This is a genomic window from Pseudomonas sp. TH06, assembly GCF_016651305.1.
Classification (GTDB): Bacteria; Pseudomonadota; Gammaproteobacteria; order Pseudomonadales; family Pseudomonadaceae; genus Aquipseudomonas.
Window position 1 is genome coordinate 3,454,189 of the sequence record NZ_JAEKEC010000001.1, and the last position, 12,919, is coordinate 3,467,107.

Annotated in this window: 13 protein-coding genes; 7 read left to right on the forward strand and 6 right to left on the reverse strand. The window is 59.6% G+C overall.

Annotated features, from left to right (window positions below):
* The first annotated feature begins 21 nt into the window (after positions 1 to 21).
* Both earP and JFT86_RS15615 read left to right on the forward strand, forming a co-directional pair.
* Positions 22 to 1,164 (forward strand): elongation factor P maturation arginine rhamnosyltransferase EarP, encoded by a 1,143-nt coding sequence (gene earP / locus JFT86_RS15610; RefSeq protein WP_201237349.1) that lies wholly within the window; start codon positions 22 to 24, stop codon positions 1,162 to 1,164.
* Positions 1,165 to 1,212: 48 nt separating this feature from the next.
* Positions 1,213 to 1,782, forward strand: coding sequence for an elongation factor P (locus JFT86_RS15615; protein ID WP_003226785.1), 570 nt, complete (start codon positions 1,213 to 1,215; stop codon positions 1,780 to 1,782).
* A gap of 193 nt (positions 1,783 to 1,975) precedes the next feature.
* Here JFT86_RS15615 and JFT86_RS15620 read toward each other — a convergent pair whose 3' ends face one another.
* From JFT86_RS15620 to JFT86_RS15630, 3 genes are all read right to left on the reverse strand, one after another.
* A complete protein-coding gene (locus JFT86_RS15620; RefSeq protein WP_007964807.1) occupies positions 1,976 to 2,395 on the reverse strand; it encodes an organic hydroperoxide resistance protein in 420 nt (139 codons plus the stop codon).
* Positions 2,396 to 2,754: 359 nt separating this feature from the next.
* Positions 2,755 to 3,210 carry a MarR family transcriptional regulator gene (locus tag JFT86_RS15625; RefSeq protein ID WP_201237350.1) on the reverse strand — a complete coding sequence of 152 codons (456 nt, stop codon included), beginning with the start codon at positions 3,208 to 3,210 and terminating at the stop codon, positions 2,755 to 2,757.
* Between the two features lie 73 nt (positions 3,211 to 3,283).
* Complete coding sequence (locus tag JFT86_RS15630; RefSeq protein WP_201237351.1) at positions 3,284 to 4,240, reverse strand: LysR family transcriptional regulator; 957 nt, start codon at positions 4,238 to 4,240, stop codon at positions 3,284 to 3,286.
* 109 nt (positions 4,241 to 4,349) lie between these two features.
* On the opposite strand from JFT86_RS15630, the gene JFT86_RS15635 reads away from it, so the two are divergent.
* Entirely contained in the window at positions 4,350 to 5,099 is a 750-nt protein-coding gene (locus JFT86_RS15635) for a sulfite exporter TauE/SafE family protein (protein ID WP_201237352.1), read from the forward strand.
* Here JFT86_RS15635 and JFT86_RS15640 read toward each other — a convergent pair.
* Positions 5,089 to 5,943 carry a LysR substrate-binding domain-containing protein gene (locus JFT86_RS15640; RefSeq protein ID WP_201238607.1) on the reverse strand — a complete coding sequence of 285 codons (855 nt, stop codon included), beginning with the start codon at positions 5,941 to 5,943 and terminating at the stop codon, positions 5,089 to 5,091. The genes JFT86_RS15635 and JFT86_RS15640 overlap by 11 nt on opposite strands.
* Positions 5,944 to 6,040: 97 nt before the next feature.
* On the opposite strand from JFT86_RS15640, the gene JFT86_RS15645 reads away from it, so the two are divergent.
* Positions 6,041 to 6,262, forward strand: coding sequence for a DUF1127 domain-containing protein (locus JFT86_RS15645; protein ID WP_201237353.1), 222 nt, complete (start codon positions 6,041 to 6,043; stop codon positions 6,260 to 6,262).
* 64 nt (positions 6,263 to 6,326) lie between these two features.
* Positions 6,327 to 7,553: a winged helix-turn-helix domain-containing protein gene (locus tag JFT86_RS15650; protein ID WP_201237354.1), complete on the forward strand. Its 1,227-nt coding sequence runs from the start codon at positions 6,327 to 6,329 to the stop codon at positions 7,551 to 7,553.
* Positions 7,554 to 7,641: 88 nt separating this feature from the next.
* Here JFT86_RS15650 and JFT86_RS15655 read toward each other — a convergent pair whose 3' ends face one another.
* Positions 7,642 to 8,988: a 3-deoxy-7-phosphoheptulonate synthase class II gene (locus JFT86_RS15655; protein WP_201237355.1), complete on the reverse strand. Its 1,347-nt coding sequence runs from the start codon at positions 8,986 to 8,988 to the stop codon at positions 7,642 to 7,644.
* Positions 8,989 to 9,139: 151 nt separating this feature from the next.
* Between JFT86_RS15655 and JFT86_RS15660 the strand changes: the two genes are divergently transcribed.
* Positions 9,140 to 9,895: a spermidine synthase gene (locus JFT86_RS15660; protein WP_201237356.1), complete on the forward strand. Its 756-nt coding sequence runs from the start codon at positions 9,140 to 9,142 to the stop codon at positions 9,893 to 9,895.
* A gap of 107 nt (positions 9,896 to 10,002) precedes the next feature.
* On the opposite strand, the gene JFT86_RS15665 is transcribed toward JFT86_RS15660, so the two are convergent.
* Positions 10,003 to 10,794 carry a crotonase/enoyl-CoA hydratase family protein gene (locus JFT86_RS15665; protein ID WP_201237357.1) on the reverse strand — a complete coding sequence of 264 codons (792 nt, stop codon included), beginning with the start codon at positions 10,792 to 10,794 and terminating at the stop codon, positions 10,003 to 10,005.
* Positions 10,795 to 11,218: 424 nt separating this feature from the next.
* Between JFT86_RS15665 and JFT86_RS15670 the strand changes: the two genes are divergently transcribed.
* A complete protein-coding gene (locus tag JFT86_RS15670; RefSeq protein WP_201237358.1) occupies positions 11,219 to 12,892 on the forward strand; it encodes a DEAD/DEAH box helicase in 1,674 nt (557 codons plus the stop codon).
* The last annotated feature ends 27 nt before the right edge of the window (positions 12,893 to 12,919 follow it).

Sequence of the window (12,919 nt, forward strand, 5' to 3'; positions counted from 1 at the left end):
TTTTGCCAACGGGAGTCTTGAATGTCGGAACTGAAAACCCGCTGGGATATTTTTTGCACCGTCGTCGATAACTATGGCGATATCGGCGTGACCTGGCGCCTGGCCCGGCAATTGGTGGTTGAGCATTCATTGGCGGTGCGGCTGTGGGTCGATGATCTGCGCGCGTTCGAACGCATCTGCCCGGAGATCGACATCAGTGCCGCGCAACAATGGCAGCAGGGCGTGGAGGTACGGCACTGGCCGAGCGAGTGGCCGCACACCGACGCCGCTGACGTGGTGATCGCCGCGTTCGCCTGTCAGTTGCCCAGCGAATACATGGACGCGATGGCCGGTCGCGAAAAGCCGCCCTTGTGGATGAACCTCGACTATCTCAGTGCCGAGGAGTGGGTCATTGGCTGCCACGGATTGCCGTCGGTGAAATACAGGTCGGTGCAGAAGTTCTTCTTCTTTCCGGGATTTCAGCCGGGCACTGGCGGACTGCTGCGTGAACGAGGACTGCTCGAACAGCGTCGGCAATTTCAGCAGGATTCCCAAGCGCAGCGACAATTCCTGCAAGGTTTGGGGATCGAGCGAGCTCCCGACGCACAGCTGATTTCTCTGTTTGCCTACGAGAATGCCGGACTGGCGAGTTGGCTGGACGTGATGGCCGCCGACGCGACAGCCACTCACTTGCTGGTACCGGAAGGGCGGATTCTCGGCGACGTCGCGCGTTGGCTCGGGGTCGAGACCCTCAACGCGGGGGCTATACATGTGCGTCAGGCGCTGACCGTGCAGGTGCTGCCGTTCGTCCGTCAGGATCAATACGATCATCTGCTCTGGTGCTGCGATTTCAATGCGGTGCGCGGCGAAGACTCGTTCGTCCGGGCGCAGTGGGCGGGGCGCCCGATGCTTTGGCACATCTATCAGCAAGACGAAGACATCCACCTGGACAAGCTCGACGCCTTCCTCGCGCTATATTCGAAAGGTCTGTCGCCAGCCGCGGCGCAGGCGATGAACGGTCTCTGGCAGGCCTGGAGTGCGGGTCAGCCGATCGGCGGACACTGGCTCGAAGCCCGTAAACATTGGCCGGAGCTACAGGAAAATGCCGAAGCATGGTGTCTGGAACAAGGCTTGCAGGCGGATCTTGCCGCAGCGCTGGTACAGTTTTACCTAAATTGGATATGATACGCGGCCTAGATTTTTGTAAATCCCATCCAAATTCGGATATTCGCAATGAAAACTGGTAAAGAACTCAAACCCGGTACCGTGATCCGTATCGACAACGATCCTTGGCTGGTTCAGAAAGCTGAATTCACCAAGTCGGGCCGTAACAGCGCGATCATGAAGACCAAGCTGAAGAACCTGCTGACCGGTTACAAGACCGAAACCGTTTACGGTGCGGACGACAAACTGGACGACGTGATCCTGGATCGTAAAGAAGCCACCCTGTCTTTCATCAGCGGTGACACCTACACGTTCATGGACACCACTGACTACACCATGTACGAACTGAACGCCGAAGACATCGAAAGCGTTCTGCCTTTCGTTGAAGAAGGCATGACCGACGTTTGCGAAGCCGTGTTCTTCGAAGAGCGTCTGGTTTCCGTAGAGCTGCCGACCACCATCGTGCGTCAGGTTGACTACACCGAAGGTTCCGCTCGCGGTGACACTTCCGGCAAGGTGATGAAGCCTGCCAAACTGAAGAACGGTACCGAGCTGTCGGTTGCTGACTTCATCGAAATCGGCGACATGATCGAGATCGATACCCGCGAAGGCGGTTCCTACAAAGGCCGTGCCAAATAAGCACTGCTTTTTGCGGAAAGAAAAAGCCCGACCATTGAGTCGGGCTTTTTTATGCCTGCAATTTGAGTCACTGCGCTGACCCCCTGTAGGAGTGAGCCTGCTCGCGATGGCTTCAGTACAGTCGACATTTTCATTGACTGTACTACCGCTATCGCGAGCAGGCTCGCTCCTGCATTGGGATTTGCGTATGGCTTCAAACGGTGGTGTGCAGGCGCACGTCAACGTTGCCGCGAGTGGCGTTGGAGTACGGGCAAACCTGATGCGCCGCTTCAACCAGGCTCTGTGCATCGGCTTGTTCCAGACCCGGCAGGCTGATGTGCAGGTCGATGTCGAGGCCGAAGCCGCCAGGGATTTGGCCGATACCGACGTGGGCAGTGATCGAAGCGTCGTCCGGGATTTTACGTTTGGTCTGGCTGGCAACGAATTTCAGTGCGCCGATGAAGCAGGCCGAGTAGCCCGCCGCGAACAGTTGCTCAGGGTTGGTCGCCGCGCCGCCAGCACCACCGAGTTCTTTCGGGGTGGCCAGTTTGACGTCGAGAATGTTGTCGCTGGAGATCGCACGACCGTCACGGCCGCCAGTGGAGGTTGCGATTGCGGTGTAGAGAGTTTGCATGGTGTGGGCCTCGTCGAGTGTGATGTGTTGCGCTAATTATTTGCGCGCTAAGTAAGTACGAGATAAATGTAGCTCGCAAATATTTTGTGCACAAGATAAATTTTGGAAGAAAGTGAAAATGCATGACGCGGCGTGGTGCATTACTGCGCCGGAAGTATTGATCTAGAGCGATGGATGGAAAGGAGGCTGACTGTAAAAAAATTTAGTCGGACAAGCATTCATCAGAAGATAAAGACCCTGTGGGAGCCGGGCTTGCCCGCGATGACGGTGTGTCAGTTGAAATTATGACGGCTGACAGCACGCCATCGCGGGCAAGCCCGGCTCCCACAGGTTTTTGTAGTGCAACTGGAATTGAGGGCTCAGACCAGGCTGTCTTGCAGATGGCTGCGCAGGGCCTGCAGTTCTGATTGCAGATGTTGCAGGCGCTCGATCGTGAAGCCGCTGGCGCCGAGAATGCATTGCGGAATGCTTTGGGCTTTATCTCGCAAGGAGCGGCCCTGTGCCGTCAATTCAACAATCACCACCCGCTCATCCTCGCGGCTGCGAGTCCGGCTGAGCAAACCTTCGCCTTCCAGGCGCTTGAGCAGTGGCGTCAGCGATCCCGGATCCGTCAGCAGTCGCGTGCTGATTTCCCCTACCGTCAAACCATCTTTCTCCCACAACACCATCATCGCCAAATACTGCGGATAGGTCAGGCCGATGGCTTGCAGCATCGGCTTGTAGACTTTCGTCATCATCAGCGAAGTGGAATGCAGGGCGAAGCAGGCCTGGTTGTCCAGGAGCAAGTCATCGCAGGTGTCGCGTTCGGAAGTCATGTCAAAGCCTTGATCGGTGATGGGCATGAATCTAGCGCCCGAATGTTTAATGCGCCAGATAATTATCAACCGGCTAGTGCCGGCCAAAATCCCGTTGTAACGCCAGATCCCACGGCGGAACCGGGCTGAAGCGGGTTTTCAGGTATTCCAGCAGCAAGCGACTGCGCGAATTCGTCTGCTGTTCCATCCTCAGCGCATAGATTCCGGTGGTCTCTGGTTTCGGCAGACCGTTTTCGCAAAACAGCGGCAGCAGTTCTCCGCGCAACAGATATTCGCTGGCCAGCCAGGTCGGCAGATGCGCAATCCCCAGCCCCGCCAGCGCGCCGCAGACCAGAGCCTCGGCATTATTGGCGCTCATGCGGATGCGGGCCGGACGATGCAGTTGCATCTGCCCATCCAGTTCGAAACGCCAGGCGAAGGGCGGGGCGAGGCCGTCCCAGTCCAGACCGTCGTGTTCAGTCAATTGCGCGGGATGGCCGGGTATTCCGCGCTGTTTGAGATAGTCGGGACTCGCGCAGGCGATGCGCACCATGCTCGCCAGTGGCGTGGCAACCAGACGGGTGTCGGCCAATTGACCGGCGCGCAGCACCAGGTCGACCTTGCCCAGATTCGAGCCGTGCATGTCGACAAAGCTGTCGATCAGATGTAACTGCACGTCCAGTCCCGGATACAACAGCAGAAAGTCGGCAATCACCGGGGCCAGGTGCCTGCGTCCGAACGCTGCCGGGGCATCGATGCGAATCAAGCCCTCCGGCGCATTGCTCAGGGAAACCGCTTCGGCGCGGGCCAGTTGTAACTCGGCGACAATCCGCCGTGCCCGCTCTGCGAAAGCCAGGCCCGCAGGTGTGGCAAGTACCGCGTGCGTACTGCGGATGAACAATTGGCTGCCGACCGCGTTTTCCAGGCTGTCGATGCGCCGCGCGACCGCCGAAGGCGTCAGTGGATGACGACGGGACGCCGCGGAAAAACTGCCACTTTCCAGCACATCAAGAAACAGCCCGAGTTGTTCGGTCAATTGGTTGGGATTCATATCGGTTCAACGCTTGTGCGAAATCGGCAAAGCCATTGTGCGTTGCTGTGCGTTTCCCCGCCAGCCTCTACTGCGTAGGATGAATCGCCTGACGTAAGAGGAATTCGCTGTGATGGAGTTTTTGTTGTACCTGCTGTTCGGCGCCGCCCTGGGCACACTCGGTGGCATCTTCGGCATCGGTGGCGGCTTGATCGCCATTCCACTGCTCGGCGTGTGGTTCGGGCTCGATCAGCAAATTGCTCAAGGCACGGCGCTGGTGATGGTGGTGCCGAACGTGATGCTGGCGCTGTGGCGTTATCACCAACGCAATCGCATTGAATTGCGTCATGCGTTGCCGTTGGCGGTGATGGGCTTCTGTTTCGCCTGGCTCGGTTCGATCTGGGCGGTTGGCATCGATGCGCAAACCATGCGCATCGGCTTTGTCGCGTTTCTGGTGGCGCTGTCGGCCTATAACCTGCTGAAGATGTTCGGCAAACGCCCGGCGGCAACGTCCGAGATGCGTTATTCGTGGCCGTGGCTGGGTGTTCTCGGTGCGGCCTCGGGAACCATGGGCGGTTTGTTCGGTGTCGGTGGGGCTGTGGTGGCGACGCCGGTCTTGACCAGCCTGTTTGGCACCACGCAAGTGGTCGCCCAAGGCTTGTCGCTGGCACTGGCACTGCCGAGTACTGGCGTGACCTTGGTCACGTACGCGGTGCATCAGGAAGTGGACTGGATGATCGGCTTGCCGCTGGCCATTGGCGGGCTGGCCAGCATCAGTTGGGGCGTGAAAGTCGCCCACGCACTGCCGGAAAAACTCCTGCGTGGGCTGTTCTGCGGTTTTCTGGTGCTGTGTGCGGTGATGCTCACGTTTAAAGTTTGAAACCTTCGACGATGTGTTCGGCCAGGCATTCGGTGATCGGCGACGGATTGTTCAGGTTGCGGATCAACATGATGCTGGCCTCGGGCAGCAATGGCAGATCTTCATCGGCGCCGAGAATGCGCATGTCCGGGGTGATCAGGCTTTCCAGTTGCGCGGTGATCGCCAGGCCCGCGCTCACCACCGCCATCAGTGCCGACAGGCTGGTGCTGTTGTAGGCGATTCGATAATCGCGGCCCATTGCGTCCAGCGCATTGCAGGCCCACAAACGGCAGAAGCAGTCACTGTTGAACATCGCCAAGGGCAACGGCGTCTGTTCGTGGGCACTGAAATTTTGCGCCTCGGCCCAGACAAACCGCTCTTTGCGCAGCAACTGGCCGATTTCGTTGCCCGGTTCACGGGTGACAATCGACAGGTCCAGATCGGTGCGCTGCAGCAGCTGTTTGGTCGACTCGCAATGCACTTCGATCTGGATCAGCGGATAGAACTGCGCGAATCGCGAGAGGATCCCCGGCAGAAAGCGCATCACGTAATCATCCGGCGTGCCAATCTTCACGGTGCCGACCATGTGTGGCTCGCGCAGGGTGTTGAACACTTCGCTGTGCAGCTTGAGGATGCGTCGCGCGTATCCCAGCAGCACTTGGCCTTCAGCGGTCAGGCGCACCTGACGCCCGTCACGTTCAAACAACTGGCGTTGCAACACGTCTTCTTCCAGACGCTTCATCTGCATGCTCACCGCCGATTGCGTGCGGTTGACCATTTCACCGGCGCGGGTGAAACCGCCTTGATCGGCAATCGCCACAAAGGTGCGCAGGACATCGGTATCGATACTGGGGTAGGCCGACAATTGATGAATCTCCGTGATGAATGCCATCAGAAACATTCGTTGGATTGATCTTAGCGCTGGCGCGAGACTTGATCCATCCAAAACGGAGGGCAACATGATGAAAGGTCAAAGAGAGTTTGTAGACGAAGAAAAATTTTCCGGCCATGGCCATATGGTTTCCGACCTGCTGCACAAGTTTAGCCGTTGGTACGAACTTCATCGTGAACGCGAGTTGCTCGCCAGTTTGAGCGATGAAGCGTTGAAGGACATCGGGGTCAGTCGTGCCGACGTCGAACACGAGTCGATCCGGCCATTCTGGGATGATCCGATGCATAAATGATGAGGCCATCGCTACACAAAACCTTCTGGACTGAGGTAGGTTGCGAGCAGACAAGGAGATGCTCATGCCCGCGACACTGTCCTTTTCCCTCAAACAGGCGCGACGTCTGGCACTGGCTGCCCAAGGGTTCAACGGGCGCCAGCCGCCGACCGTCAAGGCAACGCACGTCAACCGGCTGATCGAACGGCTGGGCCTGCTGCAAATCGACTCCGTCAACGCCGTGGTGCGCTCGCACTACCTGCCACTGTTTTCCCGTCTGGGTGCCTATTCTTCCGACTTGCTCGACCAGGCTGCCTGGAGTTCGGGGCGCCGTCGCACGTTGTTTGAATACTGGGGGCACGAAGCATCGCTGTTGCCGCTGTCGATGTATCCGTTGCTTGGCTGGCGCATGCAGCGGGCCCGGGATGGCAGAGACATTTATCAGCAACTGGCGAAGTTTGGTGTTGAACAGAAGGAGGTCATTCGCCGGGTTTTGACTGCGGTCGAAGAGCGGGGTGCATTGGGGGCGGGCAGTTTGTCGACTCGCGAAGACAAGCCCGGTCAGTGGTGGGACTGGAGCGCAGAGAAGCATGCGCTGGAGTGGTTGTTTGCCGCCGGTGAAGTGACTGTCGCCGGGCGTCGGGGTTTTGAGCGTTTGTATGATTTGCCGGAGCGGGTGATTCCCTCCGCAATCCTGCAACAGACAGTGGCTGATGAGGCCGAGGCGCAGCGTGGACTGTTATTGCACGCGGCTGAGGCGTTGGGTGTGGGTACGGAAAAGGATCTGCGCGATTACTTTCGTTTGAATCCGACTGACGCGCGCCCGCGTCTGGCCGAGTTGGTCGAGGCTGGACAGTTGCTGCTGTGCGAGGTCGCCGACTGGCGACAAATCGCCTATTGCCTGCCGGAGCCGAAGGTCCCGCGCAAGGTGACGGCCAGTGCGCTGCTGTCGCCGTTCGACTCGCTGATCTGGGAGCGTAGCCGCACCGAGCGGCTGTTTGATTTTCGCTATCGGCTGGAGATCTACACGCCGCAGGACAAGCGGGTTTACGGCTATTACGTGTTGCCGTTTCTGCACAATGAGCGGATTGCGGCGCGGGTCGACTTGCGCGCCGAACGGGCGTCCGGGCGGTTGGCGGTGCATGCGGTGCACGAGGAGGAGTCGGGGCTGGATGATCAGGGGATGTTGGCGTTGGCCATGAATTTGCGGCAGATGGCAGATTGGTTGGGGCTTGAGCGAGTGCAGCTGAATTGTCAGCGCGAGAGTGCGGGGCGGTTGCGGGTGGCATTGGCACAGATCGGCTGTGACTGAACTGAAGCCATCGCGAGCAGGCTCACTCCTACATTGGAGTGCGCTACCCCTGTAGGAGTGAGCCTGCTCGCGATAGGGCCGGCGCGGTTTAGCGGCGGACTTGCTTCAGCGTCTCGGCAATCAGGAATGCCAGTTCCAGCGACTGATCGGCATTCATCCGCGGATCGCAGTGGGTGTGATAGCGATCCGACAAACCGTCTTCAGTAATCGGCCGTGCCCCACCAATGCACTCGGTGACATTCTGCCCGGTCATCTCGATGTGAATCCCGCCGGCATAACTGCCCTCGGCCTCGTGCACCTGGAAGAACTGTTTCACTTCACCAAGGATCTGCGCAAAGTCGCGAGTCTTGTAGCCGCTGCTGGCCTTGATGGTGTTGCCGTGCATCGGATCGGAGCTCCACAGCACTTGCTTGCCTTCACGCTGCACCGCGCGAATCAGTGCCGGCAGGTGATCGCCAACCTTGTTCGCGCCCATCCGTGCGATCAGGTTCAGGCGGCCCGGATCGTTGCTCGGATTGAGGACGTCGATCAGGCGGATCAGGTCGTCGGGGTTCATGCTCGGGCCGACTTTGACACCGATCGGGTTGTTAACCCCGCGCAGGAATTCGACATGAGCGCCGTCGAGCTGACGGGTGCGGTCGCCGATCCACAGCATGTGCGCCGAGCAGTCGTAGTAATCGTTGGTCAGGCTGTCGCGGCGTACGAAGGCTTCTTCGTAGTTCAGCAGCAGCGCTTCGTGGGCGGTGAAGAAACTGGTTTCGCGCAGTTGCGGCGAGCTGTCCATGCCACAGGCGCGCATGAACGCCAGGGTTTCATCGATGCGGTCGGCGAGGTGGCTGTACTTCTCGGCCAGCGCCGAGTTGGCGATGAAATCGAGGTTCCACTTGTGCACTTGATGCAGGTCGGCAAAGCCACCCTGGGCAAAGGCGCGCAGCAGGTTCAGCGTCGCGGTGGACTGGTGATAGGACTGCAGCAGGCGCTCGGGATCCGGCACGCGGCTTTTTTCGTCGAAGCCGATGCCGTTGACGATGTCACCACGGTAGGCGGGCAGGGTCACGCCGTCGATGGTCTCGTCATTGGCCGAACGTGGTTTGGCGAACTGACCGGCCATGCGGCCGACCTTGACCACCGGGCAACCGGCAGCGAAGGTCATGACGATCGCCATTTGCAGCAGCACTTTAAAAGTGTCGCGAATCTTTGCCGCAGAGAATTCGGCGAAGCTTTCCGCGCAGTCGCCGCCCTGTAGCAGGAACGCCCGGCCCTGAGTCACTTCGGCAAACTGACGGCGCAGTTCACGCGCCTCGCCGGCAAACACCAGGGGCGGATAACTGGCCAGGGTTTGCTCGACCACGCGCAGATGCGCGGCGTCGGGGTATTGGGGTTGTTGCTGGATCGGCAGGGCACGCCAGCTGTCAGGGCTCCACGGTTGGCTCATCACGGTCTCTAAGGTTCTACGCACGGAAGGCCATGGTAGCAGCAAATTAGTGCGTGACCTGTTCCTGCTCCTTCGCCGACAATCGCCGCTTTGCCACGGCCCCACAGCGGTGCCATCGCGTCACCGCGCCCGGTGACCATCAGGAGACGAAATGACTGAGGAGCGCGTCGAGCATCTGCTCGCCGAAGTACAGGATGAGTTCGGCGTGATTCGCGTGCTGGAAGTGGCCGATTACCGCTTTCTGGAGTTCGGCGATGCCATCGAGCAGAGCTGTGTGTTCACCGCCGACCCGAGCTGGCTGGAATACGACTACACCCGGGCGATGCTGATTGGTGCGTTGTGTCATGAGCAGCCGGAGAGTGCGCTGTTCCTCGGGCTGGGTGCTGGTACGCTGACTCAGGCCTGCCTCAAGTTCCTGCCACTGGAAGATGTTGAAGCCATCGAGCTGCGCCCGGACGTACCGCGTCTGGCCATCGAATACCTTGGCCTGGATGACGATCCGCGCTTGTACATCCGCGTCGGCGATGCGCTGGAACTGCTGCCGACTGCCGAGCCTGCGGATCTGATTTTCGTCGACCTTTATACCGATGTCGGGCCGGGTGTCGGACATCTGGCCTGGAGCTTTCTCGGCGACTGTCAGAAGCGCTTGAATCCGGGCGGCTGGCTGGTGATCAACCAGTGGGCCACGGATGACGGCAAGCCGCTCGGTGCAGCGTTGCTGCGCGGGCTCTATCACCGGCATTACTGGGAGCTGCCGGTGAAGGAGGGCAATGTGATTCTGATTGTGCCGGCGGATCTCGATCAGGTGCTGGACCTGCAGGCGCTGAGCGCCCGGGCCGAAGCACTGGCGCCGCAGTTGGGTTACTCGCTGGAGTCGTTGATCAAGGCGATTCGCCCGGCCACTTGAGTCGTCAGTGATGGCCCCTTCGCGAGCAGGCTCACTCCTACATTGGAATGCGTTCCCTCTGTAGGAGTGAGCCTGCTCGCGATGACGTCCTCACGGACACCATACTTTCAAATACCTTTAAAGACTCCAGGTCGCCGCTCCACCAGCGACCGTACTCCCTCCCTGGCATCCTCACTGCCCAGCAACTTCTTCACCAACGCCGGCAACGCTTGGGCCGCCGTCGTCTCGCCTTCATAACGCGCCTGCCGCGCCGACATCAACGTTGCCTGTACACCCAGCGGTGCCTGCCGCGCAATCCGCTCAGCCAATTCGATGGCCCGAGGCAACAGGTCTTCGCTGGCCATCACCTCCTGTACCAGGCCCAGTCGCAACGCATCGTGCGCGTCGAACTCATCGCCGGTCAGCAGCCAGCGCATGGCGTTGCCCCAACCCGCCACCTGATGAAAACGCAAAGTCGCGCCACCAAAAGGAAAGATCCCACGCTGTACTTCCATTTGCGCGAAGCGGGTGTTGCTGGCGCAAAGGTTGATATCGGCGGCCAGCATCAGCTCGATGCCGATGGTCAGGCAGTACCCTTGCGCCGCGACAATCACCGGTTTGCTCACCCGTGGCCCGACAAAAACACCCCACGGATCGCAACCGCCGGTCGGAACCTGCCAGCCTTGCGCCAGTGCGGAGCTGGCATTCACCAGATCCAGACCAGCGGTAAAGTGTTCTCCGTGCCCGAACACCACGGCTACCCGCGCCTCGCTGTCGGCTTCGAACTCGCCATACGCCAGGCTCAGGTCATTGAGCAGGTCGAGGTCGAAAGCATTGCGTTTGGCCGCTCGGTCCAGGCCGATCAGATGGACATGACCACGACGTTCACGGCTGACGCGGCCGGGGCAGGGCTGACTCATGGATAAATCCTCGGGCGGGAAGGGCGGGGGGCAGCGGCGGTATGCCGCACATCGGTGAATCGTTTAAGCGTCATCGCCCGCAGGGCCGGGCCTTTGAAAAATAGCCCTTCGCACGATTATCCGCAAAACCCCGTTACACAGCGGTGACACACGCATTCAGGCAATAAAAAAAGCTCCCATTTCGGGCAAAATCCGGTATAGTGCGCGCCGGCCTTTAACCGGGCCGCGTTTAGGTAGCGCAATTCCCCGAAGTCAGCTTCGGCTGCACGTCCGCCCAGCGGGCTCTTCCTTGACGATTCTCTTTTTCATTCATACGTTTTCGCAAATCCCCGCCGACAAAGCTGCCAGGGCGACTCTTGAGTCTCAACACGGCATGCGCAGCTTTGGAGCATGGGTCTTTGCGGATGCACTTAGAGGCAGACCCATGACCCAGGAAACCGGCGGATTCGCCGCTTTTAATCTTAACCCGAATATTCTTGCAGCCGTCGCAGCGACCGGCTACGAAGAGCCTTCGGCGATTCAGCAGCAATCGATCCCGATCATCATGGCCGGCCAGGACATGATTGGCCAGGCGCAAACCGGTACTGGTAAAACCGCCGCGTTCGCTCTGCCTATTCTGCACCGCATCGATCCTGCCAAGCGCGAACCGCAAGCCCTGATCCTGGCGCCAACCCGAGAGTTGGCGCTGCAAGTAGCAACCGCTTTTGAAACCTACGCCAAGCAAATGCCGGGCGTAACTGTTGTGGCTGTCTACGGCGGCGCGCCGATGGGCCCACAATTGAAAGCGATCCGTAATGGCGCACAGATCGTTGTCGCTACTCCGGGTCGTCTGTGTGACCACCTGCGTCGCGACGAAAAAGTCCTCTCGACTGTGAACCACCTGGTTCTCGACGAAGCTGACGAAATGCTGAAGCTGGGCTTCATGGATGACCTGGAAGTCATCTTCAAGGCGCTGCCATCGACCCGTCAGACCGTTCTGTTCTCGGCGACCCTGCCGCAGTCGATCCGTGCCATTGCCGAACGCCACCTGCGCGATCCGCAACACGTGAAGATCCAGACCAAGACCCAGACCGTTACCGCGATCGAACAGGCTCACCTGTTGGTTCACGCTGACCAGAAGACTTCGGCCGTTCTCAGCTTGCTGGAAGTGGAAGACTTCGACGCGCTGATCATGTTCGTGCGCACCAAGCAAGCGACCCTGGATCTGGCCAGTGCCCTCGACGCCAAAGGCTACAAAGCCGCTGCGCTGAACGGTGACATCGCCCAGAACCAGCGTGAGCGCGTGATCGACTCGCTGAAAGATGGCCGTCTGGACATCGTTGTGGCGACCGACGTTGCTGCTCGTGGTCTGGACGTTCCGCGCATCACTCACGTGTTCAACGTGGACATGCCTTACGATCCGGAATCCTACGTTCACCGTATCGGCCGTACTGGCCGTGCCGGTCGCGAAGGCCGTGCGCTGCTGCTGGTGACTCCACGTGAGCGCCGCATGCTGCAAGTGATCGAGCGTGTAACCGGTCAGAAAGTTGCCGAAGTACGCCTGCCGGACGCTCAAGCTGTTCTCGATGCACGCATCAAGAAACTGACCAACAGCCTGTCGCCGCTGGTTGCTGATGCCGAGTCGACTCACGGTGAGCTGCTCGATCGTCTGACCGCTGACATCGGCTGCTCGCCGCGTGCTCTGGCTGCTGCGCTGCTGCGCAAGGCTACCAACGGTCAAGCGCTGAACCTGGCAGCAATCGAGAAGGAACGCCCACTGGTGCCGAACAACGCACCGCGTGGCGACCGTCCTGAGCGTTCCGGTGATCGTCCTGATCGTGGTGATCGCGAGCGTCGCGCGCCAATGCCTTTGGGCGAAGGCCGTGCTCGTTGCCGTACCGCGCTGGGTGCGCGTGACGGTATCGCCGCGAAAAACCTGCTGGGCGCCATCCTCAACGAAGGTGGTCTGGCCCGTGAAGCGATCGGTCGCATCCAGGTGCGTGACAGCTTCAGCCTCGTCGAGCTGCCGGAAGATGGTCTGGACAAACTCCTGACCAAGCTGAAGGACACTCGCGTTGCTGGCAAGCAGTTGAAGCTGCGTCGCTATCGCGAAGATTGATCCGCCCCTGGGCTGATTGATCGAACA